The sequence below is a fragment of the Undibacter mobilis genome (assembly GCF_003367195.1).
Lineage (GTDB): Bacteria > Pseudomonadota > Alphaproteobacteria > Rhizobiales > Xanthobacteraceae > Pseudolabrys > Pseudolabrys mobilis.
In genome coordinates this window covers 177,920-203,161 of record NZ_QRGO01000002.1, presented here as the reverse complement: position 1 = coordinate 203,161, position 25,242 = coordinate 177,920, and the positions used below count along the sequence as shown (strand labels likewise).

The 25,242-nt window shown below is 63.7% G+C and carries 27 protein-coding genes; 13 read left to right on the top strand and 14 right to left on the bottom strand.

Annotated features, from left to right (window positions below):
* Positions 1 to 4 precede the first annotated feature (4 nt).
* Complete coding sequence (locus DXH78_RS15195) at positions 5 to 433, top strand: nucleoside deaminase (protein ID WP_210209592.1); 429 nt, start codon at positions 5 to 7, stop codon at positions 431 to 433.
* Positions 430 to 807, top strand: a complete 378-nt coding sequence (locus DXH78_RS15190) for a VOC family protein (RefSeq protein WP_115518074.1) — start codon at positions 430 to 432, stop codon at positions 805 to 807. Before DXH78_RS15195 ends, DXH78_RS15190 begins: the two co-directional genes overlap by 4 nt.
* On the opposite strand, the gene DXH78_RS15185 is transcribed toward DXH78_RS15190, so the two are convergent.
* Positions 808 to 1,446, bottom strand: coding sequence for an LOG family protein (locus DXH78_RS15185; protein ID WP_245416892.1), 639 nt, complete (start codon positions 1,444 to 1,446; stop codon positions 808 to 810). It abuts the gene before it with no gap.
* Positions 1,447 to 1,562: 116 nt separating this feature from the next.
* Between DXH78_RS15185 and DXH78_RS15180 the strand changes: the two genes are divergently transcribed.
* The 4 genes from DXH78_RS15180 (at position 1,563) to DXH78_RS15165 (ending at position 6,413) form a co-directional block, all read left to right on the top strand.
* A complete protein-coding gene (locus DXH78_RS15180) occupies positions 1,563 to 3,527 on the top strand; it encodes an ABCB family ABC transporter ATP-binding protein/permease (protein WP_115518073.1) in 1,965 nt (654 codons plus the stop codon).
* Positions 3,528 to 3,639: 112 nt separating this feature from the next.
* Positions 3,640 to 4,338: a phosphatidylserine decarboxylase gene (locus DXH78_RS15175; RefSeq protein WP_115518072.1), complete on the top strand. Its 699-nt coding sequence runs from the start codon at positions 3,640 to 3,642 to the stop codon at positions 4,336 to 4,338.
* Between the two features lie 573 nt (positions 4,339 to 4,911).
* Positions 4,912 to 5,808: a CDP-diacylglycerol--serine O-phosphatidyltransferase gene (gene pssA, locus DXH78_RS15170; protein WP_115518071.1), complete on the top strand. Its 897-nt coding sequence runs from the start codon at positions 4,912 to 4,914 to the stop codon at positions 5,806 to 5,808.
* A gap of 23 nt (positions 5,809 to 5,831) precedes the next feature.
* Entirely contained in the window at positions 5,832 to 6,413 is a 582-nt protein-coding gene (locus DXH78_RS15165; protein ID WP_115518070.1) for an urease accessory protein UreE, read from the top strand.
* A 3-nt stretch (positions 6,414 to 6,416) separates the two neighbouring features.
* On the opposite strand, the gene DXH78_RS15160 is transcribed toward DXH78_RS15165, so the two are convergent.
* From DXH78_RS15160 to DXH78_RS15150, 3 genes are read right to left on the bottom strand one after another with little or no spacing between them, the layout of a single operon-like run.
* Positions 6,417 to 7,085, bottom strand: coding sequence for a glutathione S-transferase family protein (locus tag DXH78_RS15160; RefSeq protein WP_115518069.1), 669 nt, complete (start codon positions 7,083 to 7,085; stop codon positions 6,417 to 6,419).
* 37 nt (positions 7,086 to 7,122) lie between these two features.
* Positions 7,123 to 7,539 carry an AprI/Inh family metalloprotease inhibitor gene (locus tag DXH78_RS15155; RefSeq protein WP_147292657.1) on the bottom strand — a complete coding sequence of 139 codons (417 nt, stop codon included), beginning with the start codon at positions 7,537 to 7,539 and terminating at the stop codon, positions 7,123 to 7,125.
* Positions 7,540 to 7,552: 13 nt separating this feature from the next.
* Positions 7,553 to 9,049: a CoA-acylating methylmalonate-semialdehyde dehydrogenase gene (locus DXH78_RS15150; RefSeq protein ID WP_115518067.1), complete on the bottom strand. Its 1,497-nt coding sequence runs from the start codon at positions 9,047 to 9,049 to the stop codon at positions 7,553 to 7,555.
* 263 nt (positions 9,050 to 9,312) lie between these two features.
* On the opposite strand from DXH78_RS15150, the gene DXH78_RS15145 reads away from it, so the two are divergent.
* The 5 genes from DXH78_RS15145 to DXH78_RS15125 all read left to right on the top strand — a co-directional run bounded on the left by DXH78_RS15145 (position 9,313) and on the right by DXH78_RS15125 (position 15,520).
* Complete coding sequence (locus DXH78_RS15145; protein ID WP_115518066.1) at positions 9,313 to 10,098, top strand: motility protein A; 786 nt, start codon at positions 9,313 to 9,315, stop codon at positions 10,096 to 10,098.
* A gap of 36 nt (positions 10,099 to 10,134) precedes the next feature.
* Positions 10,135 to 10,959, top strand: coding sequence for an OmpA/MotB family protein (locus DXH78_RS15140; protein WP_115518065.1), 825 nt, complete (start codon positions 10,135 to 10,137; stop codon positions 10,957 to 10,959).
* Between the two features lie 213 nt (positions 10,960 to 11,172).
* Positions 11,173 to 13,008, top strand: a complete 1,836-nt coding sequence (locus tag DXH78_RS15135) for a potassium transporter Kup (RefSeq protein ID WP_245416925.1) — start codon at positions 11,173 to 11,175, stop codon at positions 13,006 to 13,008.
* A gap of 170 nt (positions 13,009 to 13,178) precedes the next feature.
* On the top strand, positions 13,179 to 15,095 hold the full coding sequence (locus DXH78_RS15130; RefSeq protein ID WP_115518063.1) for a potassium transporter Kup: 1,917 nt from the start codon (positions 13,179 to 13,181) through the stop codon (positions 15,093 to 15,095).
* An 86-nt stretch (positions 15,096 to 15,181) separates the two neighbouring features.
* Positions 15,182 to 15,520, top strand: coding sequence for a rhodanese-like domain-containing protein (locus DXH78_RS15125; RefSeq protein WP_115518062.1), 339 nt, complete (start codon positions 15,182 to 15,184; stop codon positions 15,518 to 15,520).
* Positions 15,521 to 15,526: 6 nt separating this feature from the next.
* Here DXH78_RS15125 and DXH78_RS15120 read toward each other — a convergent pair whose 3' ends face one another.
* From DXH78_RS15120 to DXH78_RS15090, 7 genes are all read right to left on the bottom strand, one after another.
* Positions 15,527 to 16,453, bottom strand: a complete 927-nt coding sequence (locus DXH78_RS15120) for a lipid A biosynthesis lauroyl acyltransferase (RefSeq protein ID WP_115518061.1) — start codon at positions 16,451 to 16,453, stop codon at positions 15,527 to 15,529.
* Positions 16,453 to 17,475, bottom strand: a complete 1,023-nt coding sequence (locus DXH78_RS15115; protein WP_115518060.1) for a zinc-binding dehydrogenase — start codon at positions 17,473 to 17,475, stop codon at positions 16,453 to 16,455. Before DXH78_RS15115 ends, DXH78_RS15120 begins: the two co-directional genes overlap by 1 nt.
* Positions 17,476 to 17,503: 28 nt before the next feature.
* Positions 17,504 to 18,775: a beta-ketoacyl-ACP synthase gene (locus tag DXH78_RS15110; protein ID WP_115518059.1), complete on the bottom strand. Its 1,272-nt coding sequence runs from the start codon at positions 18,773 to 18,775 to the stop codon at positions 17,504 to 17,506.
* Positions 18,776 to 18,786: 11 nt separating this feature from the next.
* Entirely contained in the window at positions 18,787 to 19,980 is a 1,194-nt protein-coding gene (locus tag DXH78_RS15105) for a beta-ketoacyl-ACP synthase (protein WP_115518058.1), read from the bottom strand.
* A complete protein-coding gene (locus tag DXH78_RS15100) occupies positions 19,973 to 20,446 on the bottom strand; it encodes a 3-hydroxyacyl-ACP dehydratase FabZ family protein (RefSeq protein WP_115518057.1) in 474 nt (157 codons plus the stop codon). The genes DXH78_RS15105 and DXH78_RS15100 overlap by 8 nt, the downstream gene beginning before the upstream one ends.
* A gap of 12 nt (positions 20,447 to 20,458) precedes the next feature.
* The gene (locus DXH78_RS15095; RefSeq protein ID WP_056912728.1) at positions 20,459 to 20,740 is read right to left on the bottom strand and encodes an acyl carrier protein; all 282 of its coding nucleotides are present in this window, start codon (positions 20,738 to 20,740) and stop codon (positions 20,459 to 20,461) included.
* 185 nt (positions 20,741 to 20,925) lie between these two features.
* Positions 20,926 to 21,258 (bottom strand): hypothetical protein, encoded by a 333-nt coding sequence (locus DXH78_RS15090; RefSeq protein WP_245416891.1) that lies wholly within the window; start codon positions 21,256 to 21,258, stop codon positions 20,926 to 20,928.
* Positions 21,259 to 21,343: 85 nt separating this feature from the next.
* On the opposite strand from DXH78_RS15090, the gene DXH78_RS15085 reads away from it, so the two are divergent.
* Both DXH78_RS15085 and DXH78_RS15080 read left to right on the top strand, forming a co-directional pair.
* Positions 21,344 to 21,700 carry a hypothetical protein gene (locus DXH78_RS15085; protein ID WP_147292656.1) on the top strand — a complete coding sequence of 119 codons (357 nt, stop codon included), beginning with the start codon at positions 21,344 to 21,346 and terminating at the stop codon, positions 21,698 to 21,700.
* A gap of 84 nt (positions 21,701 to 21,784) precedes the next feature.
* Positions 21,785 to 22,279: a copper chaperone PCu(A)C gene (locus tag DXH78_RS15080; RefSeq protein ID WP_115518055.1), complete on the top strand. Its 495-nt coding sequence runs from the start codon at positions 21,785 to 21,787 to the stop codon at positions 22,277 to 22,279.
* 23 nt (positions 22,280 to 22,302) lie between these two features.
* Here the strand turns inward: DXH78_RS15080 and DXH78_RS15075 are convergent, their stop codons facing one another.
* Genes DXH78_RS15075 through DXH78_RS15065 form a run of 3 tightly spaced genes read right to left on the bottom strand, consistent with a single transcriptional unit; the run spans position 22,303 to position 25,213 of the window.
* A complete protein-coding gene (locus DXH78_RS15075; protein WP_115518054.1) occupies positions 22,303 to 23,625 on the bottom strand; it encodes a TRAP transporter large permease in 1,323 nt (440 codons plus the stop codon).
* A complete protein-coding gene (locus tag DXH78_RS15070; RefSeq protein WP_245416890.1) occupies positions 23,625 to 24,125 on the bottom strand; it encodes a TRAP transporter small permease subunit in 501 nt (166 codons plus the stop codon). Before DXH78_RS15070 ends, DXH78_RS15075 begins: the two co-directional genes overlap by 1 nt.
* On the bottom strand, positions 24,125 to 25,213 hold the full coding sequence (locus DXH78_RS15065) for a TRAP transporter substrate-binding protein (protein ID WP_115518052.1): 1,089 nt from the start codon (positions 25,211 to 25,213) through the stop codon (positions 24,125 to 24,127). The genes DXH78_RS15070 and DXH78_RS15065 overlap by 1 nt, the downstream gene beginning before the upstream one ends.
* Positions 25,214 to 25,242 lie beyond the last annotated feature (29 nt).

The window sequence follows — 25,242 nt, the reverse complement described above, 5'->3', positions numbered from 1 at the left end:
CGGCATGACAATGTGGACACGCCGGGCGCTGGGCACCGCCGCCGCTGCGGTGTTGTCACTTGTCGCACGGCGCTCGCAGGCCGCAGCCGATCCCGTCCATGCCGTCTTTGTCGAACAGGCGGCCGCGATGAAGCGGGATGCCGTCGCCGCCGGCGATCAGCCGTTCGGCGCCGTGGTGGTGCGTGGCCGGGAGATCGTCGGCTTCGGACCGAGCCGCGTGGTCGTCAGGAATGACGCGACCGCGCATGCCGAACGCGAAGCCATCCGCGATGCAACAGCGCGTCTCGGCCGCGCCGACCTGTCCGATTGCGTCATGTATTCGACGTCGCGGCCGTGCTCCGACTGCGAACAGGCTGCGGCCGAGGCGCGACTGGCGCGCATGTATGTCGGCCCCGACGCGACGGATGCCGGCGTGCCGCGGCGCTCGCGATGATCGACCACGTCTCCATCGCCGTCCGCGACCTCGCCGCCGCGACGCGCTTCTACGAAGCCGTGCTGGGTGCCATCGGCATGAAGGCCATCGATGTCCGCGCCGCGACGGTCGGCTTCGGCAAGCAGTATTCCGAATTCTGGATCAACTTGCGCCGCGACATGGCGCCGGTTGAAGCCGGCAGCGGCGCTCACATTTGCTTCCGCGCGCGCTCGACCGAGATGGTCGATGCCTTCCATGCGGCGGCGCTGGCCGCCGGCGGTGTCAGCGATGGCGCGCCGGGACTTCGCCCGCATGACGGCGAGGGCGGTTACTACGCCGCCTTCATCCGCGATCCCGATGGCAACCGCATCGAGGCGGTGACGTTCACAAAATAGCTAAAGCTTCTCCGCCACTGCTGGCGGCATGTCCTTGGCTTCTTCGGAGACGCCGTGCATCGCCTGGCGCAGCTTCGGGATGATGTCGCTAACCTCGTCGGCGACCAGCAGTTCGAATTCCATGCCGCGGCGGATGAAGGCCAGCGCCTTCATGTGATCGAGCAGGGCGTGCAGCGGCTCCCAGAAGCCTTTGACGTTGGCAAGCAGGATGGGCTTCTTGTGCCGGCCGAGCTGGGCCCAGGTCATCTGCTCGACGATCTCCTCCAGCGTGCCGACGCCGCCGGGCATGGCGACGAAGGCGTCGGCCAGCTCGAACATCTTGCGTTTGCGCTCGTGCATGTCGGGCGTGACGATCAGGCCCTCGCCGTTGAAACCGGCGCGCTCCTTGTTGAGCAGGAACTCCGGGATGATGCCGATGACCGAGCCGCCATTGCGCCGCACCGCGTCGGCCACGGCGCCCATCATGCCCATGTCGCCGCCGCCATAGACCAGCTCGATACCGGCCTTGGCCATGGCGGTGCCGAGCGCGGTAGCGGCCTCGATAAAGGCGGGGTCATTGCCCGGGCCGGAGCCGCAGTAGACGCAGATTCGGGCGAGCGAGGCGGGTATCTCTGGCGAAGTCATGCTCTGGATGTGCATCGCCACCCCCCGGGCGTCAAGGTGGGGCATAAAAATCCGTAGGAAATACAGGGCGGAAGGGTGTTGCCGGCCAGTTTAGACCTATATGAAAGTCGCTTGACCCCGGACCCTTCCGAATGACGCCTCCGCACCACGCTGCCAAGCCCGAGACCCGCGTCTCCGCCGATCGCGGCGCGCTGCTGGCCACCATCGCCCATTTGTGGCCCTACATCTGGCCGTCGGACCGGCGCGACCTCAAGATGCGTGTTCTCGTCGCCACGCTGCTGCTGCTGCTCGCCAAGTTCGCCACCATCGTCACGCCCTTCACCTTCAAATGGGCGACCGATGCGCTCGCCGGTGTCGGCAGCGCCCCGGTCGGTGCGAACGACTGGCTGCTCTGGGTATTTGCTGCGCCGGTGGCGATGACGCTCGCCTATGGCGGCATGCGCGTCGTCATGGCGGTGACGACGCAGATGCGCGACGGCGTCTTTGCCAAGGTGGCGATGCATGCCGTGCGCCGGCTGGCCTACCGCACCTTCGTCCACATGCACGAACTGTCGCTGCGCTTTCATCTCGAGCGCAAGACCGGCGGCCTGACGCGCGTTCTCGAGCGCGGCCGCAACGGCATCGAAACCATCGTGCGCATGGTCATCCTGCAACTGGCGCCGACCATCATCGAGCTGGCGCTGATCTGCATCGTGCTGATGTGGCAGTTCGACTGGCGCTATGTCGCCGTCATCGTCGTCACGGTCGCGCTCTATCTGGTGTGGACCTATTACGCCACCGAGTGGCGCATCGGCATCCGCCGCAAGATGAACGACAGCGACACCGACGCCAATGTGAAGGCGATCGACTCGCTGCTGAACTACGAGACGGTGAAGTATTTCTCGGCCGAGATTCGTGAGTCCGAGCGCTACGATCGCGCCATGGCGCGTTACGAGGATGCTTCGACCAAGGCCTACACCTCGCTCGCCGTTCTCAATGCCGGGCAGGCGATCATCTTCACCGCCGGGCTGGCCGCCGCGATGGTGATGGTGGCCACCGAAATCCGCGCCGGCTCGAAGACGGTGGGCGATTTCGTGCTCATCAACGCGATGATGATCCAGCTCTATCAGCCCTTGAATTTCATGGGCATGGTCTATCGCGAGATCAAACAGGCGATCACCGACATCGAGCTCATGTTCTCGATCCTCGGGCGCCCGCCGGAGATCAAGGATATTCCCGGCGCTAGGCCGCTGGCGGTCTCGGCGGGCCATGTCCGCTTCGACAATGTCGCTTTTGCCTATGAGCCGGCGCGGCCGATCCTGAAGGGCGTCAGCTTCGAGGTGCCGGCGGGCAAGACGGTGGCCGTGGTCGGCCCGTCCGGCGCCGGCAAGTCCACCATCTCGCGGCTGCTGTTCCGCTTCTACGACCTGTCGGGCGGTCGCATTACCATCGACGGCCAGGACATTGCCGCCGTGACGCAGAAGTCGCTGCGCGAGGTTATCGGCATGGTGCCGCAGGACACGGTGCTGTTCAACGACACCATTCGCTACAACATCCGTTACGGCCGCTGGGAAGCGAGCGACGCGGACGTGGAGGAAGCGGCGCGGCTGGCGCAGATCGACGGCTTCATTCGCTTGTCGCCGCATGGCTACGAGACCGAAGTCGGCGAGCGTGGCCTCAAACTGTCCGGTGGCGAGAAGCAGCGCGTCGCCATTGCCCGCACCATCCTCAAGGGCCCGCCGATCCTGGTGCTGGATGAAGCGACCTCGGCGCTCGACAGCCACACCGAAAAGGAAATCCAGGACGCGCTGGAGCGCGTGTCCAAAGGGCGCACCACCTTGGTGATTGCGCACCGGCTTTCGACCATCGTCGGCGCCGACGAGATCATCGTGCTCGACAAGGGCGCGATCGTCGAGCGCGGCAGCCACTCGGCGCTGCTCGCGGCCAACGGCCTCTACGCCAGCATGTGGAATCGGCAGCGCGAGGCGGAGGAGGCGCGCGAGCGTCTGGCCCGCGTCGGCGATGACGACGCGGCCCCTAACCGCAACCCGCCGCCGGTCGAAGACCCGGTGCTGGCGCCGTCCGGCGGGCCGGTCCCGGCGGATGCGGCGGAATAGGGTATCGAATAACGTTCCGAGTAGGGTTATAGGAAACGGCAGCCGCGCGCTTCGCGCGTCACTCTCTCCCCGAAGGGAGAGGGCAAAGAATGAGCCCGAGAGTTAAGCCGCCATGTCCATCTACGACTCCATCCGCAAGCAATTGGTGCCGATTACGCCGGAGGGCTATCCCTTCATCGGCGTCTTTGCGTTGGTCAGTCTGGTCCTGTTCTGGATCTGGACGCCGCTTGGATGGATCGGCACCGTGCTGACCGTGTGGTGCATCTATTTCTTCCGCGATCCGCCGCGGGTGACGCCGGTGCGCGAGGGGCTGATCGTGTCGCCGGCCGATGGCCGCATCAGCATGGTGACGACCACGCCGCCGCCGCATGAACTCGGTCTCGGCCCCAAGCCGATGCTGCGCATCTCGGTGTTCATGAGCGTGTTCGACTGCCACGTGAACCGCTCGCCGGTGGCCGGCCGCGTCGAGAAGATCCTCTATCAGCCGGGCAAGTTCGTGAACGCCGATCTCGACAAGGCCTCGGTCGACAACGAACGCAATTCGCTGGTTATCGCGACCGGCGGCACGCGCATCGCCGTGGTGCAGATCGCCGGCCTGATTGCCCGCCGCATCGTCTGTTACGTCAAGGAAAGCCAGCCGGTAGGCGCCGGCGAGCGCTTCGGCATGATCCGCTTCGGCTCGCGGCTCGACGTCTATTTGCCCGAGGGCACCCAGCCGTTGGTCGCGGTCGGGCAGACGGCACTGTCCGGCGAGACCGTGCTGGCCGATCTCAAGGGCGGCGACGAAACCCGCGGCTTCCGGGTCGGGTGAAGACCCGTCATTCCGGGCCGGCTGGCGATCAATCCCCCGGGTTACGCTTTGCTCCACCCGGGCTACCTGAGCCTCTTGACAACAATCCTATCTAGGACTATATCCATTCTCGTCCTGCTCGGCCGGGGGCGTCATCTAGAGGCGTCTACGTGATGGAGCAGGACGCGGTGCCCGCGGCCGGGGGAGGACGTATCCTCCGGGCTCGGGCGGCGACGGGGCTCCGCCCGGAGGCACAAGGACCTCCCGCAAGGAGCTTGCTGACGGTGCGTGCTACCCGCGAGAGCGGATCAGCCGCCGAAAGCGCGGCCCGTGCGCCGTAACGACACCGCGATGGAGCGCCGCGGGGCGCGGGTTTCTCCTGTCGCAGGGAGAAGCCTCGCACCCACAAGGTGCGATCCACAAAGAGCGCCTCGCGGCGCTCCATCCCCCCGGCGTTTGCCGGGTCGGAAAGGGGACTACCGGCGCCCCCACGCCGTAAACAACAGGGGCGATGACGCGCGTCCCGGGTTTGGACCCCGTCACAATTGGGCGCCAAACGTGGCGCAGGCTCCGCCAACCCGCTATAGAGGACGCATGGTGTTCCAACCGATCGACCCCACGCCGTCGCCCCGCCGCCGCCGCTTCAAGGCGATCCCGGTGCGCACTCTGGTGCCCAACCTGATCACGCTGCTGGCGCTGTGCGCCGGCCTGACCTCGATCCGTTTGGCGATCGAGAGCAAGCTCGAATGGGCGCTTGCGGCCATCGTCTTCGCTGCGCTGCTGGACGGCATCGACGGCCGCGTCGCGCGCATGCTCAAGGGCACCTCGAAATTTGGCGCCGAGCTCGACAGCCTGGCTGACTTCGTGAACTTCGGCGTTGCGCCGGCGCTCATCCTGTATTTCTGGGGCCTGCACGATCTGAAATCGGCGGGCTGGATCGTCGCGCTGGTGTTCGCGATCTGCGCCGGCCTGCGTCTGGCGCGCTTCAACGTCATGGCCGACGATCCCGATGCGCCGGCCTGGGCGGGCAACTTCTTCACCGGCATTCCGGCGCCGGCCGGCGCGCTCACCGTGCTGCTGCCGATCTATCTGTATTTCCTCGGCGTGCCGAATGGCAGCGTCACCATCTGGCTCACCTTCCTCTACACGCTCGTCATCGCGCTGCTGATGGTGTCGCGGCTGCCGGTGTTCTCCGGCAAGCGCGTCGGCAAACGCGTGCCGCCGGAGATGGTGCTGCCGGTCTTCGTCGCGGTGGTGCTGCTCGTGGCGCTGCTGATCAGCTACCCATGGGAAGTGTTGTCGGCCGGCGCGGTGCTGTATCTCGCCTGCCTGCCGCTCGGCTGGCTGTCCTATCGCAAGCACCAGCGTCAGGATGCATTGACGGCCGCGGCCGGGGTGCCTACGGCATCGCCGGCCTCGTCCGAACCGGCTTCGCCCGCCGAGCCCGGCCAGGCCCCTCGCGCCGACGACCGTCCGGCGCGGCTCAACTGATCCTGCCGAGAGTCCAATCGACCATGCCGCGCGCCACCAACATCTTTGCCGCCCACGATGCCCGCGGTCTCACCGCAGCTGACAGCGTGCTGCTCGATCATGTCCAGCGCGCGGGTGGATCGTTTCGTGTCGCCACCGTGAAGGGGCAGACGCTCGACATGGCCTTCCAGGGCCGCCTGCACACCGACGACGTCATTGCGCTCGATGACGGCAGCTTCGTCGAAGTCGTCGCCAGCACGGAGCCGCTGCTCGAGGCGCGCGCTGCCGACGTCTCGGCGCTGGCCCGTATCGCCTGGTATCTCGGTGACCGCCACATCGCCGTGCAGCTTCTGCCGAACCGCATCCGCGCGCTGCGCGAACCGGCGACCGAAGATTTGTTGAAAGCGCTCGGCGCCAAGGTCACGCCGCTCGAAGCGCCGTTCGAGCCGGAAGGCGGCGCCTATGAGGTGCCGTCAGGCCACTCGCATGGCCACGATCACGCCCATCACGGGCATGAGCATCATCACGACCATGCGTGCGGCTGCGGGCATGATCATTCCCACGATCATCACGCCCACGATCATGACCACGGCCATCATGGCCATGGTCATCACCATCACAAGTAAGCGTCAGCTCTTCTTGTTGCGGTAGCCCTGCGTGCCGAGCGGATAGCCCGGCATGATGTCGTAGGGGTGGCCCCAGCCGGGCAGGGCCTCGATGCGCTTGAGCCAGGCGGCGATCGCCGGATGCTCCTTGGCGATATCGAATCCGAATTCCTCGGCCGGATAATAGAGATAAGCGCACATCGAAATGTCGGCGATGGTGGGCTTGTCGCCAAGCAGGAACGGCGCCTTCTCCAGTCGCTTGTTGACGATGGCGAGATTGCCGTCGGCGCGGCCCTTCAGGAAGGCGAGCACGGCCGGATCGCCCGGCACCTTGGCAAGCGTGCGCAGGAAGCGGAACGGCCCAAGGAAGCCGTTGACCTTCTGGTTGTCGAAGATGATCCAGCGCAAGGCCTCGAGCTCTTCGTCTTCGCCTTTCGGCAGGAACTTGCCCGACTTGCGCGCCAGATAGCTGAGGATCACCGCCGACTGCGACAGCTTCTTCGCGCCGTCGACCAGCACCGGCACTTCGCCCATTTCGTTGACGTCGCCGCGATATTCGGGCGAGCGCTGCACGCCGGCGCCGAAGAAGTCGATCCAGACCGGCTCCCATTTGGCGCCGATCAGGTTGAGCATCAGCGCGGCGCGATAGGCGTTGCCGGATTGGGCGAAGCAGTAAAGCTGATAGTCGGCCATTGGAATTCGGTCCCTTGGGTGGTCGTGACGCGGAAGACTAGCGCGACAGCGTGATCGTTGTCTCGGTGGCGGATTTGCCGTCGAAGCGGTCGCCGGCGTTGCGGAACGTGCCGAGCGAGGTGCCGTCGCCATCGATGACGGTGAGGAGGCCGTCGGACAGCCGCCAGCGTCGCGCCAGGAAGAAGCGCTCCGGGCAGCCGCCGTCCGGCGTGACACGGCCGTCGGTCGCGCTCGGCGGTCCGGTGAAGGTCAGCCCGCAGCTGGGTGCGTTCGGCGCCGCCAAAACCCAGCGGCCTTCCATCCCCAGTTCTTTGCCGACGTCGGCGCCACCCGCGGCTTGCGGCTTCTCATCGGCGCCGAACATGAGCGCGGCGCCGCCGCCGCAGCCGGCGAGGGCCAATGTCAGCATTACGAGGCAAAGGATTGGCAGAGACTTGCCGGTGTCGCGGCGCAACGTCGGTCCTCTTTTACTTCATCGTCGGAATGGTGAACTCGGCGCCGCCTTTGGTGCCACTCGGCCAGCGCGAGGTCACGGTTTTGGTCTTTGTATAGAAACGCACTGAGTCGGGCCCGTGCTGATTGAGGTCGCCGAAGCCGGACCGCTTCCAGCCGCCGAAGGTGTGGTAGGCGAGCGGCACCGGGATGGCGAAGTTGACGCCGACCATGCCGACCTGGACGCGGCTGACGAAATCGCGGGCCGCGTCGCCGTCGCGGGTGAAGATGGCAACGCCGTTGCCGTATTCGTGCTCCGACGGCAGACGCACCGCTTCCTCGTAGTCCTTGGCGCGGACTACCGACAGCACCGGGCCGAAGATCTCTTCCTTGTAGATGCGCATGTCGGATGTGACCTCGTCGAACAGACAGCCGCCCATGAAGAAGCCGTTCTCGTAGCCCTGCATCTTGAAGCCGCGGCCATCGACGGCGAGCTTGGCGCCTTCCTTGACGCCGGTGTCGACATAATCGCGGATGCGATTGAGCGCCGCCTTGGTGACGACAGGGCCGTAATCGGCCTGCGGATCGCTCGACAGGCCGACCTTGAGAGCCTCGACGCGGGGGATCAGTTTCTCCATCAGCAGGTCGGCGGTCTTTTTGCCGACCGGGACGGCGACCGAGATCGCCATGCAGCGCTCGCCGGCCGAGCCATAACCGGCGCCGACCAACGCATCGACTGCCTGGTCCATGTCGGCGTCCGGCATGACGATCATGTGATTCTTGGCGCCGCCGAAGCACTGCACGCGTTTGTTATGCGCGGCGCCCGTCGCATAGATGTATTGCGCGATGTCGGACGAGCCGACGAAGCCGATGGCGCGGACCCGCGGATCGGTCAGGATCGTATCGACCGCTTCCTTGTCGCCGTTGACGACATTGAGAATGCCCTCCGGCAATCCGGCTTCCAGAAACAGCTCGGCAATCCGCATCGGCACCGACGGATCGCGCTCCGACGGCTTGAGGATGAAGGCATTGCCGCAGGCGATCGCCGGCGCCGCCTTCCACAGGGGAATCATGGCCGGGAAGTTGAAGGGCGTGATACCGGCGACCACGCCGAGCGGCTGGCGCACGGAATAAAGATCAATACCGGGGCCGGCGCCTTCAGTGAACTCGCCCTTGAGCAGGTGCGGAATACCGCAGGCGAACTCGACCACCTCGACGCCGCGCTGGATGTCGCCTTTAGCGTCGGGAACGGTCTTGCCGTGTTCGGATGACAGCAGCCGGGCGAGGCTATCGTTTTCCTTGGCGATCAGTTCGAGGAATTTGAACATCACCCGCGCGCGGCGCTGCGGGTTGGTTGCGGCCCAGGCCGGCTGCGCCGCCGCCGCATTGGCAATGGCCTTTTCGACTTCGGCCTTGGATGCCAGCGCGACCTTGGCCTGCACTTCGCCGGTATTCGGATCGAAGACGTCGCCGGTCCGGCCGGAGCTGCCTTTGACGGTCTTGCCGCCGATGAAATGGCCGATCTCACGCATGGCGCCGCTTCCTCCGGGTTAATTCTTTTCTAACGGTCTGGGCCGCTGTGACCGCCATTGGATGACCTTTTGGCAAAGATTTCCAGAGTATTTGAATGACCGGCGCGTCACGAAAAACGACCCGCGTCGAAACGCGCTGCTGTGACCGTATTCCGGCGTTTCCGGTCGGTTAGCCTTTACTGGGTCTTAATAGCGACCGTCTAGGGTCGCGAAGTGCCCCCGATCGCCAGGGGCGCGGCGTCTTTTGTTGGGTGGAGCGTAAGATGGATATCACGACCGGCATCGGCATTGTGGCTGGTATAGCCGTCATCGCGACCCTCATCCTGATGGGCGGCGACTTCAGGATGTTCTACGACATCCACGCCATCATCATCATTTTCGGCGGCTCGCTCGCGGCGACCCTCATCCGCTTTCCGCTGGTGGCGATTGTGCATGGCCTGCCGCTCGGCATGAAGTTCGCTTTCACCATGCGCAACATCACCCAGCGCGACCTGGTTGACGAGATCGCCGGCCTTGCCGAGGTCATGCGTAAGGAAGGCCCGATCGGTCTGGAAAAGGCCGAGACGGAAGATCAGTTCCTTGCCAAAGGCATTCGTTTCGTCGCCGACGGCTACGACGCCGGCTTCATTCGCGACAATCTCGAGCGCGACCGCGACAACTTCCTCACCCATCTCGACGAGGGCCAGAAGATCTACCGCGCCATCGGGGATTGCGCCCCGGCCTTCGGCATGATCGGCACACTGATCGGCATGGTGCAAATGTTCTCCAACATGTCCGATCCATCCAAGCTTGGCCCGTTCATGGCGGTGGCGCTGCTCGCCACCTTGTACGGCGCGCTCGTCGCCAACCTGTTCTGTCTGCCGATCGCCGACAAGCTGCACGTCAAGCTGGTCGACGAGGAAATCAATCGCACGCTGATCATCGACGGCATCCTGATGATGCGCGAGGCCAAGAGCCCGGCGCTGGTGCGGGAAATGCTGCTGGCTTATCTGCCGGAGAAGCACCGGCACGCAGAGGAAGGGGCGGAGGCTGCTGCCGCGACCGCGTAAGGTCGGGGCAGGGGGTCTCTTTCAGAGTAGTAGCGTATGGCCAAGAAACGCGGCGGTCACGGTGGCGGTCACGGCTGGTTCGTCACCTTCGCGGACCTTATGGCCCTGCTGATGAGCTTTTTCGTGATGCTCGTCGCTTTCTCGACCCAGGATCAGGCCAAGCTTCAGGTCGTCGCCGGTTCCATGCGCGATGCCTTCGGTGTTCAGGACAAGGTTCGCTATTCCGGCGTTCTCGAAGTGATGGGCCTGCCGACGCGGCCGAAGCTCAAGAGCGTGGCCAATATCGATCCCAAGGATGCTTCGCCGACGCCGGCACCCGACGAGAAGGGCATGAACCGCAGCTACGGCGCGCGCATGCAGGAAGACCGCAAATTCGCGCTCGCCGCTGCGTCGCTGCGTCAGGCCTTGCAAAGCATGCCGGAGATCACCGAGGTCTCCAAGCATGTGATGGTCGAGGAGAACCGGCAGGGGCTCAATATCGAGATCACGGATCAGGATGGCCGCTCGATGTTCGCCGATGGCTCCAAGGAGCCTTACGAGCGCACCCGGCTCCTGATTCAGCGCATCGCCCCGTCGCTCAGGGCGATGCCGTTCCGGATCTCGATTGCCGGTCACACCGCCACCAGTTCGATCCCGCCACGGTCCGGCTACGGTCCCTGGGAACTCTCCGCCGACCGGGCCAATGCGGTGCGGCAGATTCTGGCCGCCGAAGGCGTGCCGGCCGGCCATTTCTACATGGTCGCCGGCAAGGCGGACACCGACCCCCTGTTTCCCGACAATCCCTCGCTGGCGCCCAACCGCCGCGTGACGATTACGCTGATCCGCGAAGAGCCGCCGATTCCGGCCGACCTGCGCCCCTGATCTGCGCCAGCCGGCTCGGCTCCCGGACCTAAGGCCATCAACAAGTCAAGTCCAAAGGCCCGTATTCTCTCCTGGGGCCCGGTGATATAAGCCCGCCTCCCGGTCCCGTCGCGGACCCGATTTGCGGTGAGAAACGGCGTGAACGACCCGGCAGCGTCGGCCGACCCGACGGCGACGGCCAATGGCGAGACGAAGGCCCCCAGCTTCTGGGCACTGGCTCTCGGTAGCGTTGGCGTCGTCTATGGCGACATCGGTACCAGTCCGCTTTACGCCTTCCGCGAGGCGGCGCTCGCGGCCAGCAATGAGCGCGGCGTCACACCGGATATTGTGCTCGGCGTTTTGTCGCTTATCGTATGGGCGCTGATCCTCACGGTGACCTTGAAGTACGTGTTGCTGTTGCTGCGCGCCGACAACAACGGCGAGGGCGGCACGCTGTCGCTGATGGCGCTGGCCACGCGCGCGGTTGGCCGGCGCACGCCGTTTATTCTGCTTCTCGGCGTGATCGGCGCCGCCATGTTTCTCGGCGACTCGGTGATTACCCCGGCGATCTCCGTGCTCTCCGCGGTGGAAGGTTTGAAGCTCGCCAACCCGGCTTTCAGCCACTACGTCGCGCCGCTGACAGTTTTGATTCTCATTCTTCTTTTCGCCGTGCAATCGCGCGGCACCGCCCGGGTCGCCGCATTTTTCGGACCGATTATGGTGGTATGGTTCGTGTCGATCGCGATCGCTGGCGCGCTGCACATTCACGACGATCCGCGCGTTCTGCTGGCGTTGAACCCGGCCTACGCAGTGTCATTCATGCTGAGCCACGGCCATATCGGCCTGATCACGCTTGGCGCGGTGTTCCTGGTGGTGACCGGCGGCGAGGCGCTCTATGCCGATCTTGGCCATTTTGGCCGCAAGCCGATCCAGTTGGCGTGGCTTGGTCTCGTGCTGCCGTCGCTGCTGATCAACTATTTCGGGCAGGGCGCGCTGGTTCTTGCCAATCCCTCGGCCATCGAAAATCCGTTCTATCGTCTGGTACCGGAGAGTTTTCTGGTACCGATGATCGTGATGGCGACGGCCGCCACCGTCATCGCCAGTCAGGCGGTGATCACCGGGGCCTATTCGCTGGTCCATCAGGCCATTCAGCTCGGCCTGCTGCCGCGCCTGACCATTCTGCACACTTCCGCCTCGCATGCCGGGCAGATCTACATTCCGCGCGTCACTCTTGCGCTGCTCATAGGCGTGCTGCTGCTGGTCGGGCTGTTTCGAACCTCCGGGTCGCTGGCGGCGGCTTACGGCATCGCGGTCGCCACCACGATGGTGGTCGACGCGACCCTGGGATTCTTCGTCTTCTGGAAGTTGTGGAAGCTCAAGGTGTGGCAGGCGGCGCTGCTGGTCGCGCCCTTCGTGTTCATCGACTCGGTGTTCTTTTCGGCCAACCTGCTCAAGGTGGGTGACGGCGCCTGGCTGCCGCTGCTGTTCGGCGCGACCGTCGTGATGGTCATTCTGACTTGGCGGCGCGGCACCGGAATCCTGCTCAACAAGACGCGCCGCGCCGAAGTGCCGATCGAGACGCTGCTGCGCAGCCTCGAGAAGAAGCCGCCGCATATGGTGCCGGGTACCGCGGTGTTCCTGACCAGCGATCCGGATTTCGCGCCGACCGCGTTGTTGCACAATCTCAAGCACAACAAGGTGCTGCACGAGCACAATGTCATTCTCACCATCGTTACGGGTGATACGCCGCGCGTGCCTGATTCGGAGCGCGTGCAATTCACGCCGCTGTCGGAACACTTCGCGCGCGTGACGCTGAAGTTCGGCTACATGGACAACCCCAACGTGCCGAAAGCGCTGGCGATCGCGCGCAAGCACGGCTGGCAGTTCGACATCATGTCGACGTCGTTCTTCCTGTCGCGGCGCACGCTTCGGCCATCGGCGCAGTCCGGCATGCCAAGCTGGCAGGATAGGCTGTTCATCGCGCTGGCGCGTTCGGCCAGCGATGCCACCGACTTCTTCCAGATCCCGACCGGGCGCGTGGTCGAAGTCGGTACCCAGGTGACGGTCTGATATCGTCACCTAAGGCATTGTTTTTATGGAAAAATATGAGATATCGGCTTGCGGTTTCGCGGCTGCCAGTCGCATGACTTGCGAAAACGCAAGGTGGCGGCGCAGGTCAGGTTGTTACAAAGTCGTCCACTCGCGTCCATGCCCAAGGCAGTGACAGCAGGATTCTCATCATGACCGAACCTTCCGCGTCCGCTGCTCCGGGCCAACTTGCTGACGGCACCCCTTTGCCTCACGCCGGGTTCTGGGCGCTGACGCTGGGCAGCATCGGCGTGGTCTACGGCGATATTGGCACCAGCCCGCTTTATGCCTTCCGCGAGTCCGTGCTGGCGGCGGCCGGGTCCGGCAATGCGGTAACCGAGGCGATCATTCTCGGCATCCTGTCGCTGATCATCTGGGCGCTGCTTCTGGTGGTGACGGCGAAATACGTGCTGATCCTTTTGCGAGCCGATAACAACGGCGAGGGTGGTACCTTGGCGCTAATGGCGCTGGCCTCGCGCGCGCTCGGACGATCGAGCGGCTTTGTTATTCTGCTGGGCATTACCAGCGGCGCTTTGTTCTACGGCGATGCCATCATCACGCCGGCCTTGTCGGTGCTGTCGGCGATCGAAGGTTTGAAAATCGTCACGCCGGCCTTCGAGCATTACATCGTACCGCTCACCGTGGTGATCCTGGTTGGGCTGTTCGCCGTGCAGTCGCGCGGCACCGCCAAGGTCGCGACCTTCTTCGGGCCGTTGACGCTGGTCTGGTTCGCGGCGCTCGCCGTCGCCGGCCTCGTTCACATCGCCGACAATCCACTGGTGCTGAAGGCCTTCAATCCCTACTACGGCCTCAACTTTCTCTTCCATCACGGCATCATCGGGTTCTTCACCCTCGGTGCGATATTCCTCGTGGTCACCGGCTCGGAAGCGCTTTACGCTGATCTTGGCCATTTCGGCCGCGGCCCGATCCGCTTTGCCTGGCTTGTGGTGGTGTTGCCGGCACTCACGATCAATTATCTGGGGCAGGGTGCCCTGGTGCTCGCCAACCCCAAGGCGATCGAAAGCCCGTTTTTCCTGATGTATCCGCAATGGGCGCTGCTGCCGATGGTGATCCTCGCCGCCATCGCCACCGTGATCGCCAGTCAGGCCGTGATCACAGGCGCTTATTCATTGACCCGCCAGGCCATTCAACTCGGTCTGTTGCCGCGCCTCGAAATCCGCCACACCTCGGAAGAGGTCTCCGGCCAGATCTATATGCCGCGCGTTAACCTGCTGCTCTTGATCGGCGTGCTGTTGCTGGTGGCGCTGTTCCGCTCATCGAGTGCGCTCGCCTCGGCCTACGGCATCGCCGTGACAGGCACCATGGTGGTCACCGCACTGATGGCGATCGTCGTTATCAACAAGGTCTGGCGCTGGCCGCTCGCGGCGGCGCTGGCGCTGATGTTGCCATTCCTCGTTATCGACCTGACCTTCCTGACCTCGAACATGCTGAAGATCGCCGAAGGCGGGTGGATGCCGCTGGCGCTCGGCGCCGTCGTCATGGTGCTGATGTATACATGGCGGCGCGGCAGCCGGCTGCTGATACAAAAGACCCGTAAGCTGGAAATCCCGCTCGATACACTCGTTGCGAGTCTGGAACGAAAGCCGCCCGCGCGTGTGCCGGGCACGGCGGTGTTCCTGACGGGCGATCCGGCTTTCGCACCGACCGCGCTGATGCACAGCCTGAAGCACTACAAGGTGCTGCACGAGAAGAACGTCATTCTCACCGTTGAGACGGCACAAACGCCGCGCGTCGATGTCGCCGGGCGCGTTCGCATCGAGCCGGTCGGCGAGACCTTCTCGCGCATCGTGTTGCGCTTTGGCTTCATGGAGCAGCCGAACATACCGAAGGCGCTGGCGGTCGCGCGCAAGCTTGGCTGGACGTTCGACATCATGTCGACATCGTTCTTCCTGTCGCGGCGCCTGCTCAAGCCGGCGGCGCAGTCCGGCATGCCGCGTTGGCAGGACCACCTGTTCATCTCACTGTCGCACACCGCCAACGACGCCACCGACTACTTCCAGATCCCGACCGGCCGCGTTGTCGAGGTCGGCACGCAGGTCACTATCTAGGCAACCGTCGCAGGCCTTAAAAAGTCGCGTGCGGCGGCCTGCGATCTTGGCTAAACAAGGCCGTTCGGATCGGAGGAGTTGCCATCATGGCCGATGAAATGCCGCGCGCGGACGAGGTGATCAATCTGACGCCGCAGGAGGTGGACGAGGGCGTGCGCGCCGGCCGTATCCTGCTCATCGACGTGCGCGAGCCCAACGAAGCCGCGGTTGAGAGCTATCCGGATGCGGTGCTGCTGCCGCTGTCCTCGTTCAATCCGGCGGATATTCCCGATCCGCAGGGCAAACAGGTGGTTTTTGCCTGCCGTTCGGGTCGCCGTTCGATCACGGCATCGGTCGCGGCGCAGGACGCCGGCTACCCCTACGATCATCATCTCGCCGGCGGCATACTCGGCTGGAAAGCCGCGGGGCTGCCGACGCGGACCTGAAAGGGGTCACCGCCAGCGGCGGTGCAGCCACAGCCACTGCTCGGGATGCTCGCGCACCCAGGATTCGATCACGCCGGTGATGACCTGCATGGTCGCGGCGATATCGACATCGCCTTTCGCGTCGCGCACCGGCTTGATCTCGTCGGTCAGCTCCGCGGTAAAGCGATTGCCCGGGAGGCGGATGACACGCACGCCGACGATCGGGCAATCGAAGTGCTGCGCCAGCCGCGCGATCAACGGATTGGCGTTGGTCTTGCGACCGAAGAACGTCACCTCGACGCCGCGCACATAATACTGATCGACCAGCATACCGATATGTGCGCCGCGCTTGAGCGCATCGGCAATGCGCACCGGTGCGTCGAGTCCTGTTGCGATCAGTTCGCCCATGTGGGCCGCGCGCGTCTTGCGCACCCAGCGGTCGATGGCGGCAATGTTGGGCCGGCGATACAGCGCCGCACTGTCGAGTTTCTGGCTCGCGGCGAACACCGCGGGCAATTCCCAGTTGGCCAAATGCGCGGTGAACACCAAAGCCGGCTTGCCATCATTGGCCAGCGCGAGAAATTTATCGAACAGCGACTTCGGAATTTCGAGACGTCCGCGTTCGGGATGGTCGCGGTTATAGTCGATGAGACGATCGAGCTGCGTGAACTCGGCGCCGACGCGGCCGAGATTGTCCCAGACGCCAAGCAGGATGCGGTCGATTTCTTCGGGCGTTTTCTCGGGGAAGGCGGCGGTGAGGTTGGCGCGGCCGATTTTGTGCTCGGGGAGCAGGGGGCCGATGGCGCGCATCACACGACCGGCGGCGTTTCCGACCGCGTCGGGGCGTGCCAGACGCATCAGGTTGATGACGCCGATCGCCACCGCGCCGGACACCGCATTGCCCGTGGCCTTGAGGCCGCGGCGCAGCCGCTGTTTCAGGCCCCTGAGTGGCATCAGAAATTGATAATGACTTTGCCGAAGACCTGACGGCCTTCCAGCCGCGCCAGACCCTTCTCGAAGTCGGTCAGGGCAAATTCGCTGTCGATGATGGTCGCCATGCCGCCCGCCATCTTGGCGAGGCTCTCATGGATGTTGCGGATGGTGCAGCCGAATGAGCCGAAAATCTTGTACTGCTGCTGGAAGAGCTGCATCAGGTTGATGGTCACGGTCGGGCCGGCGGTCGAGCCGCAAGTGACCAGACGGCCGCCGCGCTTGAGACAGAACAGCGAGGCGTTGAAGCCTTCGCCGCCGACATGCTCGAACACGACATCGACACCTTTCTTCTGCGTCAGCTTGCGCGTCACGCCTTCGAAGCGGTCGGTCTTGTAGTTGATGACGTGATCGGCACCCAACGCCTTGGCCTTCTCGGCCTTGGCGTCGTCGCCGACTGTGGTGATGATGGTGCAGCCGAGCGCCTTGGCCATTTTGATGGCGACCGAGCCGATGCCGGAGCCGGCGGCGTGAACGAGCACGGTCTCGCCGGCTTTCAGTTTGGCATTGTCGAACAGCATGTGCTGCGTGGTGCCGAAGGCAATCGGCGCACAGGCGGCATCGCGCAGGCTGACATTGTCCGGCACCGGCACCACGAGGCGCGCCGGCATGTTCATGAGATCGCGGGCGAAGCCGTCGATATGGAAACCGAACACGCCGCCGACATTTTCGCAAAGGTTGTCGCGGCCGTCGCGGCAGTTGGCGCAATGCCCGCAGGTTTGCGCGCCGTACATCGTGACCTTCTGGCCCGGCTTGAAGTTGGCGACGCCCGGGCCGACAGCGGCGATTTCTCCAGAGGCTTCGGCGCCGACGATCAGCGGCAGCTTGCGTTTGGCGAAGGCCATGCCGCGAAAGCCCCAGACGTCGAGGTGATTGAGGCCGACGGCCTTGATGCGAACCTGTACCTCGCCTTCTGCGGGCGCGGCGGGGTTGGGCAGGTCGACCAGTTCGAGGTGACGGTCGCCGATCAGTTGCAATGCACGCATGTTTTTATGAACTCGGCCGTGCGGCGAATTACGCCGTCGGCTCCAGGCCCATGATGAGCGACACGTTCTGTCCGCCGAAGCCGAACGAATTCGACATGGCGTGCGTGACGCGGGCCTCGCGGGCTTTGTTGGGCACGACGTCGAGCTGAATTGCCGGGTCGGGCACGTCGTAATTGATGGTGGGTGGAATACGCTGAGTCTGCAGCGTCAGCAGGGAGAACACTGCCTCGACCGCACCGGCGGCGGACAGGGTGTGACCGATCATCGACTTGTTGGATGAAATCGGCACCGTCTTCACACGCTCGCCAAGGGCGGCAGTGAGGCCGGTATATTCCATCTTGTCATTTTCCGGCGTCGAGGTGCCGTGCGCGTTGATGTAGTCGATGGCTTCGGCCTCGAGGCCGGCATCCTTGAGGGCATTCTTGATGCAGCCGATGATCGGCTTGCCGTCCGGGCTCGAGCGGGTGCGGTGGAAGGAATCGGCCATCTCGCCGCAGCCTTCCATGACGCCGAGGATGGTGGCGCCACGCGCTTTCGCCGAGTCGTAGCTTTCCAGCACCAGCGCGCCGGCGCCTTCGGCCATGATGAAACCGTCGCGGTTCTTGGCGAAGGGCTTCGATGCGCCTTGCGGGTTGTCGTTGGTGGTCGACAGCGCCGACAGCAGCGAGAAGCGGATCAGGGCTTCCGGATTGATTGAGCCGTCAGTTCCGATGCACAAGGCCGCGTCGGTATCGCCGCGGCGGATCGCTTCGACGCCAAGCTGGATGGCGCTGGCGCCGGAGGCGCAGGCGGTCGACAGCGAGATCGGCGATCCCTGGGTGCCGAACTTGTCGGCGATGTGATTGGCCACCGAACCGAACAGGAAACGCTCGTGATAGGCCGGAAATTGCGGTGCTGCGCGTAGCAGATCGTCATAAGTCAGCGCGGTATTGGCGCCGGATTTGGCACCCAGCTCCATGCGCTGCGGCCACTCGATTTCGATCGGGGGCACGGCGACGAACAACGGGCCGGGGAAATGGCCGAGCGAGCCCACGCCAGATTGCGCGACCGCTTCTTCGGCGGCGAGATCGGCAAAGCGTTCGGCAAGCGCTGCGGACGTCATCTCGCCCAGGAAATCGACCGTGCCGGCGATGCGGGTCTTCATGCCGTCGGTGGCGAAGCGGGTGATCTCACGGATGCCGGACTGGCCTGCGGTCAGCTTGGCCCAATTGTCTACTTTACCGGCGCCGAGCGAGGTGACGACGCCGAGGCCGGTGACGACGACGACGGGGCGGCCGTACTTATCTTTGCCGGAAGCCATGCTGCTCTCCCTCAGCCGACGCGCTCGACCAGCGCCATGCCTTCGCCGCGCCAGTGACCGACGCCGGTCACTACGACCTGGTCCAGAGAGCCGCTCATCGGCTTCTCCAGCCCGGTCTGATCGGACGGCGGGTAGAGGCTACCATGGGCAAGCGCCACGGTCGCCAGGGCCACATTCATCGCAAATTGTGGTTCCATCCCGTGACCGAGATAGGTGGCGGTGGCGCGCACGGCAAGCTCGCCATGTTGCTCCAGGAAAGCCCGTTCCTCGGCGGTCGCCTGGGTGGAGCCGGTGGCGCCCGACAGGATTGCCGTCTGGCCGCCTTTGACCTTGTCCTTGATCTTGTCCCAGAGCTTGCCAAGCGTTTCGGTAATGGTGCCGGGTTTGCGCGAGGCGCGATCGGCAACGACTGCCGACAACCGCGCCAGCGGCTTGGCGCCGCGTTTTTCCGCATGATCGCGCGCTTCGATGACGAGGAAGGCGCCGAGTGAGCCCAAGGCGAAGCCGCCTTTGTCACCGCGCTCCCATATCGGAGCGAACTTGTCCTTGAGGCACTGGCCGGCGAACTCATAGAGCATGAGCATTTCCGGCCGTTCGCCATTATGGGCGCCGCCGACAAGGGCGATGTCGCTCTGGCCTGCGGTGATACGCGACAGCGCAATGCGCACCGCATCGACGCCAGCGGCTTCCTCGCCCATGAAGGTGCGCGATGAGCCAGTCACGCCATGCACGATCGAGATGTTGCCGGCGAGAAGATTGGAGAGCTGCGCCAGGAAGAGGGTGGGGCGCAGGTCGCCCATCAGCCTCTCGTTGAGAAATGCTGCCGGATTGGCCGCCTGGGTGTAGCCGTTCAGGATCGTGGCATCGACATTGAGATCGCGCTCGCCGCCACCGGCCGCGACGATCATGTCCATCTGCGACAGGAGTTCGGGCTTGCCTTTAACGCCAGCGGAATCGAGAGCCAAGCCTGCAGCGTAAGTGCCGATGCGTTGCCAGTTTTCCATCTGACGCTGATCGCCCTTCTTGGGGATCTGGGCGTCGAAATTCAGCGGCGCCAGCGGATGGACGACGAAGGGCGCAAAGGTTGTCGTATCGGCGCCCGGTTGCGCGGCAGACAGCTTCTGCCAGTGCGCGTCGGCGCCTTCGCCGAGCGTGGAGACGATGCCGACACCCGTAATCCAGGCTTCGCGCTTCGCCTCAGGCATTGACCGCCGCCTCCGGGGTAAGGCCGACACGTGCGGCCATCTTGAGCATTTCGCCGGCGAGTTCCGGGTTCGGGAACTCCATCACGCGGAGCGTGATGGTGGCGTCACAAACTTGCTTGCCGTTGTTCTTCACCTTGGCATCGAGCACGGCATAGCCAGAGCCTTCGTGAACCAGCTTGGACTCTATGTTGAGCACGTAGCCCGGCAGGACGAAGGTGCGCAGCTTGGCTTCCTTCACCGAGGCGAGGAAAGACATGCGCTTGAAGTTGTTGAGCGAGGAGACCAGCCAGCCGGATGTCTGGGCCATGGCCTCGACCAGCAGCACGCCCGGCATCAGGGGGAAGCCGGGGAAGTGACCTTCAAAAACCGTCGAGACAGACGGCACCGTCGCCTCGCAGCTGATCCGACGATCGGCGAGATCAAGGTCGACAACCCGATCGATCAGCTGAAAATACTCGAGGCGCATAGGCTTTTGGCGTCAGGCCCCTTTGGCGGCGACGAGTTCGTCGATGCGAGCGGCCAAGTTCTTGAGGACGAAATACTGATCGGTCGTTGCCTTGCCGTCGGAAACCTCCTGGGTCCACTGCTCGAGCGGCAGCTTGATCCCGAAGGCCTTGTCGATGGCGAATGCGATATCGAGGAAATCCAGGCTGTCGATGCCCAGATCGTTAATGGCATGACTTTCGGGCGTAATGGAATCGCGCGGAATATCGCAGGTCTCGGCGATAATATTGGCAATCGTCTCGAAAGTGGATGACATATTAACTCTCTGATTTTATTGACATTATTGCGCCTGCCCGGTGTGGGGCGCAAAAACTGTCAGAACCGGCCGGTTAGGGTCGCGAGCCCGTATAGCGAAGCCTCACCCCAAGTTCAATGCCGGCGGCTGACCATAACCTCGGATTACCAAGGCCTTGGCGGGGATAATGAAGGGGTTTCGGAGACTTAATAGCGTTCCGGGGTGGGAACATCGATAGGGGTGCAGCCGCGCCGGCCGCTCAGGACGCAGTCCTGGTTCTTGCGCATGGTCGCCATGGTGTCGGCCAACCAGTAGCCGACCAGGGCGAGGCCCAGGACAAAGACGACGGCGACGGCATTGACCATCATGCGGTGCCGATAATCGTCCGGCGTTTCGTCGCGGTTGTATTTGGACAGGTCCTCGACGGCGTCGCGGTTCGGCCCGTTGTCTGGGCGTTGCGGCGGAGGCGCGCCGGGCCGCCGACGGAAATTGAGAATCCGCGCACCGGGGTCCGGTGCTTGGGGCTCATGGGACGACATAATACCGAAAGCTTAGCACGACCGGAGCAGACTTTCGACGGGGCGGTCATGGACGCTGCCGCCGCGAAACAATAATATGCGCGCAATGCGCAGATCCTCACCCGTTCGGCAATTGCTGGCATTGGCGGCAGCCTATGTCGTGGCGCTACAGCTCATACTGTTGCCGCTGACGGTTGCCGCGAGCAACGCGCCATCGGCGCCGCTCTGTTCGCAACTTAGCGATCCGGCCAAGTCCGCCCCGCTCAAGAGCGATACCGGCTGCGCCTGCGCGGCGGGTTGCGGCGTTCAGTGTTGTGCGCCGGGATATCCCGTGCCGTCGAGCGCCGCGGTATCGCTGCAGCGGGGGCAGGGCGATGTGCTGGCGCCGGCACAAGTGTTTCTCGCCTTCACGCTCGGTCAGGAGCGCGGGCCGCACAATCCGCGAGCGCCGCCGGCCGCCTAATAACGGACCGGTCTTTCATTCTGTTCAATCAGCAAGCTGCTTCGCGCTGGGTGCGCGTGCCGCTGCAACTTCAGGAGTCACTCAATGTTTCGTCTCGTCTCGGCGGCCGCGCTCGCCCTCATCCTCACGTCGCCAGCGTTGGCGGCCGATTTCACCGCCGGATCGCTCAAGATTTCCCAGCCCTGGGCCCGTGCGACTCCCAAGGGCGCGCAGGTCGGCGGTGGCTACATGACCATCACCAACACCGGCGCTGCGCCCGACCGCCTGGTCGGCGGAGCTTCCGGCGTCGCGGCGAGCTTTGAGGTCCATGAAATGAGCATGGACGGCGGCATTATGAAAATGCGCATGCTGAAAGATGGCCTTGAGATCAAACCGGGTGAGACCGTTGCGCTCAAGCCCGGCGGCTATCACGTCATGTTCGTGGGCCTGAAGGATCAACTCAAGCAGGGCGACATCTTCAAAGGCACGCTGCAGTTCGAAAAGGCCGGAAAGGTCGAGATCGAATACAAGATCGAAGGCATTGCCGCGACCGGGGGCGGCAGCCCGTCCGGCCACGGCGGCATGAACATGAAGCACTAAGAGCCTTGCGCGAAGGCCGTCGGCTACCAGCCGATGGCCTTCGGCAGCCAGGTGGCCAGTCCGGGAAAGGCGAAGACAAGCACAAGCGCCAAAAGCTGCATGCCAACGAACGGAACAACACCCCGGTAGATATCGCCAGTGGTGACTTCGGGCGGCGCGACACCGCGCAGGAAGAACAAGGCCCATCCGAACGGCGGCGTCAGAAATGACGTCTGCAGGTTGACGCAGATCAGCGTCGCCAGCCAGACCATATCGACATTCGCCGCCGTAAAGACCGGCAGAAACAGCGGCACGGCGATGTAGGAGATCTCGATCCATTCGATGAAGAAGCCGAGCACAAAAATGATGAACATCAGAAACCAGATGTCCGCATTGATGCCGCCCGGCAGGAACGCGAACAGATCGCGGACCAGATCTTCGCCTCTGAGGCCACGGAAGGACAAAGCGAAGATCTGCGCGCACATGAGGATGAACATCATCATGGCCGTGGTCTTCACGGTTGCCTGACCGGTTTCGCGCAGCACTTTCCAGGACAGGCGTCCGGTGATGGCGGTGATGAGGATCGCGCCAAGCGCTCCCATCGACGCCGCTTCTGAGGGAGCGGCGATGCCGGCGATGATCGAGCCGAGAACGGCGCCCACGAGTCCGATCGGCGGCGCGACCACCTTGATCAATTTGGCTGCCAGCGCGGCGCGCGACAGCAGGGCCCGTTCTTCGGCAGGTATGGCCGGAACCTGGTCCGGCCTGACGATGCCGAGAATTAAAATATATATGCAATAGATACCGGCGAGCATCAGGCCCGGAATAGCGGCGGCGGCGAACAGCGTGCCGACCGACTGATTGAGGATGTCGGCAAGCAGAATGAGGATCAGGCTTGGTGGGATGATCTGCCCGAGTGTCCCTGAGGCGCAGATGACACCGCTCGCCAGGCCTTTGTCATAGCCGCGGCGAAGCATGCCGGGCAGCGTCAGGAGGCCGAGCGTCACCACCGTCGCGCCGACGATGCCGGTGGTCGCGCCCATCAGAACACCGACAATAACAATACCGATGCCCAGGCCCCCGCGTAGCGACCCGGCGAGATGACCGATGACGTCCATCAGGTCTTCGGCGAGCTTGGATTTCTCCAGCATCATGCCCATGAAGACGAACAGGGGAATGGCCACCAGCGTCGAGTTCGTCACCACGCCGAACAGACGGTGCGGCAGCAGATTGAACAGCGTCATGCCGAAGCCGAGATAGCCGAAGAAGAAGCCGGAAACGGCCAATGTCAGCGCGACCGGAATGCCGGCCATCAGCAGCACGAAGAACGACAGCAGCATCAGAACGGCGAGAACTTCCAGTGACATCAGGCTCTCCGGTAGGCGATGTAGCTTTTGATCGCTTCGGAAAGCGATTGTAGGAAGTATAGTGCGAAGCCTAGCGGGATCAGGCCTTTGACGATGTAGCGATAATCGATGCCGCCGGGGTTAGCCGTGCCCTCGTTGATGCTCCAGGATTGATAGACGTAGGGAATGCACAGCTTGATCACGAGTACGCACAGGAGCATGCCGAGGATGGCGGTGATCACGTCGATCAGATGTTTGGTTTTGCCGCTGAAATACTGGAATAGGACGTCGACGCGGACGTGCTCGCCCTGCAGAAGCGCGTAGCTCATGCCGAACACGCAGATCGGCACCATGATGTGCCATTCCAACTCCTGCATCCAGATCGAGCCGATGGAGAAGCCGTAGCGTAACAGCACATTTGTGCCCATGATGAGCGCGAGCCCCAGCGCCAGCCAGGACGTCGCGCGGCCCACGCGATCGACAAGAATGTCGATTGCATGGGCCAGCCGCTCTGCCGTCATCAGGACGCCTTACGGATTTTCGTGTGGTAGACAGTCTCGCTCTTGTCAGCCCATTCGTCATATTTGGCCTTGTAGGCGAAGTATGAGTCATGGACCTTCTTGGTAACGGGGTCTTTTTCGACCGCCTCGGCGAGGATTTTTGTGGTGGCAACGCGCAGCGCCTTGACGACGTCATCGGGCAGGGGCCCGGCGATGACGCCCTGGTTCTTCACCAGGTCTTCGTAAGCCTCGGCATTGTTTTTCTGGCACCAGGCTTCGCTGATGACATTGCAGGCCGCGCAGGCGTTCTCGACGATCGCCTTGAGATCGGGCGGCAGGCTCTCCCACTTGGCTTTGTTGATGGTGAGCTCAGAGGTAGTCGCCATCTCGTGCCAGCCGGTCGTATAGTAGTACTTCGCGACCTTCTGCAGACCGAGCTGACGGTCGAGATAAGGGCCGACGAATTCGGCCGCATCGATGACGCCGCGTTCGAGGTTCGGAAAAATTTCGCCTGGCGCAATCAGGCGTGCATCGACACCGAGCTCCTTGTAAACGCGCCCGGCGAGTCCCGGGATGCGCATCTTGATGCCCTTGAGGTCCTCGACCTTTTCGATCGGCTTGCGGAACCAGCCGGTCATTTGCACGCCGGTATTGCCGCAGGCGAAGGGCACGAGATTGAACTTGTCGTAGACCTCGCGCCACAGCTCTTTGCCGCCGCCATCGTAATACCAGCCGTTGAAGCCCTGGAAATTCAGGCCGAAGGGCACGGCAGTGAAGTATTGCGCGGCAAAGCTCTTGCCGGTCCAGAAATACGAGTTGGCGTAGTTCATCTCGACGGTGCCGGACGAAACGGCATCGAAGCCTTCAGCGGCGGGAATCAACTCGCCGGCGCCATAGAATTGAATCTTCAGGCGGCCACCCGACATCTCCTCGATGCGCTTGCAGAGGTCCTTGGCGCTGCCCGGGCCTGTCGAATAGAAGGCGGCATTCGGCCCGTAGAAACTGGTCATCTTCCAGTTGAAGGCGGCCTGCGCGCGGACGACGGCCGGGGCCGCGATGGTGCCGGCAGTGCCTGCCAGCAGCAATTTCGAAAAATCACGGCGTCGCATTGTTGTAGCTCCTTCTGCGCCTTGGTTGT

Bases quoted from the DNA above. Each gene is read 5' to 3' on its own strand.
- DXH78_RS15150 (WP_115518067.1), bottom strand. From the start codon at position 9,049: ATGCGTGAGATCGGCCATTTCATCGGCGGCAAGACCGTCAAAGGCAGC.
- DXH78_RS15115 (WP_115518060.1), bottom strand. From the start codon at position 17,475: ATGCGTGCATTGCAACTGATCGGCGACCGTCACCTCGAACTGGTCGAC.
- DXH78_RS15195 (WP_210209592.1), top strand. From the start codon at position 5: ATGACAATGTGGACACGCCGGGCGCTGGGCACCGCCGCCGCTGCGGTG.
- DXH78_RS15145 (WP_115518066.1), top strand. From the start codon at position 9,313: ATGGATATCACGACCGGCATCGGCATTGTGGCTGGTATAGCCGTCATC.
- DXH78_RS15185 (WP_245416892.1), bottom strand. From the start codon at position 1,446: ATGCACATCCAGAGCATGACTTCGCCAGAGATACCCGCCTCGCTCGCC.
- DXH78_RS15125 (WP_115518062.1), top strand. From the start codon at position 15,182: ATGGCCGATGAAATGCCGCGCGCGGACGAGGTGATCAATCTGACGCCG.
- DXH78_RS15070 (WP_245416890.1), bottom strand. From the start codon at position 24,125: ATGACGGCAGAGCGGCTGGCCCATGCAATCGACATTCTTGTCGATCGC.
- DXH78_RS15090 (WP_245416891.1), bottom strand. From the start codon at position 21,258: ATGTCGTCCCATGAGCCCCAAGCACCGGACCCCGGTGCGCGGATTCTC.
- DXH78_RS15175 (WP_115518072.1), top strand. From the start codon at position 3,640: ATGTCCATCTACGACTCCATCCGCAAGCAATTGGTGCCGATTACGCCG.
- DXH78_RS15075 (WP_115518054.1), bottom strand. From the start codon at position 23,625: ATGTCACTGGAAGTTCTCGCCGTTCTGATGCTGCTGTCGTTCTTCGTG.
- DXH78_RS15120 (WP_115518061.1), bottom strand. From the start codon at position 16,453: ATGCCACTCAGGGGCCTGAAACAGCGGCTGCGCCGCGGCCTCAAGGCC.
- DXH78_RS15160 (WP_115518069.1), bottom strand. From the start codon at position 7,085: ATGGCCGACTATCAGCTTTACTGCTTCGCCCAATCCGGCAACGCCTAT.
- DXH78_RS15165 (WP_115518070.1), top strand. From the start codon at position 5,832: ATGCCGCGCGCCACCAACATCTTTGCCGCCCACGATGCCCGCGGTCTC.
- DXH78_RS15180 (WP_115518073.1), top strand. From the start codon at position 1,563: ATGACGCCTCCGCACCACGCTGCCAAGCCCGAGACCCGCGTCTCCGCC.
- DXH78_RS15100 (WP_115518057.1), bottom strand. From the start codon at position 20,446: ATGCGCCTCGAGTATTTTCAGCTGATCGATCGGGTTGTCGACCTTGAT.
- DXH78_RS15110 (WP_115518059.1), bottom strand. From the start codon at position 18,775: ATGGCTTCCGGCAAAGATAAGTACGGCCGCCCCGTCGTCGTCGTCACC.
- DXH78_RS15085 (WP_147292656.1), top strand. From the start codon at position 21,344: ATGCGCAGATCCTCACCCGTTCGGCAATTGCTGGCATTGGCGGCAGCC.
- DXH78_RS15105 (WP_115518058.1), bottom strand. From the start codon at position 19,980: ATGCCTGAGGCGAAGCGCGAAGCCTGGATTACGGGTGTCGGCATCGTC.
- DXH78_RS15095 (WP_056912728.1), bottom strand. From the start codon at position 20,740: ATGTCATCCACTTTCGAGACGATTGCCAATATTATCGCCGAGACCTGC.
- pssA (WP_115518071.1), top strand. From the start codon at position 4,912: ATGGTGTTCCAACCGATCGACCCCACGCCGTCGCCCCGCCGCCGCCGC.
- DXH78_RS15130 (WP_115518063.1), top strand. From the start codon at position 13,179: ATGACCGAACCTTCCGCGTCCGCTGCTCCGGGCCAACTTGCTGACGGC.
- DXH78_RS15190 (WP_115518074.1), top strand. From the start codon at position 430: ATGATCGACCACGTCTCCATCGCCGTCCGCGACCTCGCCGCCGCGACG.
- DXH78_RS15140 (WP_115518065.1), top strand. From the start codon at position 10,135: ATGGCCAAGAAACGCGGCGGTCACGGTGGCGGTCACGGCTGGTTCGTC.
- DXH78_RS15080 (WP_115518055.1), top strand. From the start codon at position 21,785: ATGTTTCGTCTCGTCTCGGCGGCCGCGCTCGCCCTCATCCTCACGTCG.
- DXH78_RS15065 (WP_115518052.1), bottom strand. From the start codon at position 25,213: ATGCGACGCCGTGATTTTTCGAAATTGCTGCTGGCAGGCACTGCCGGC.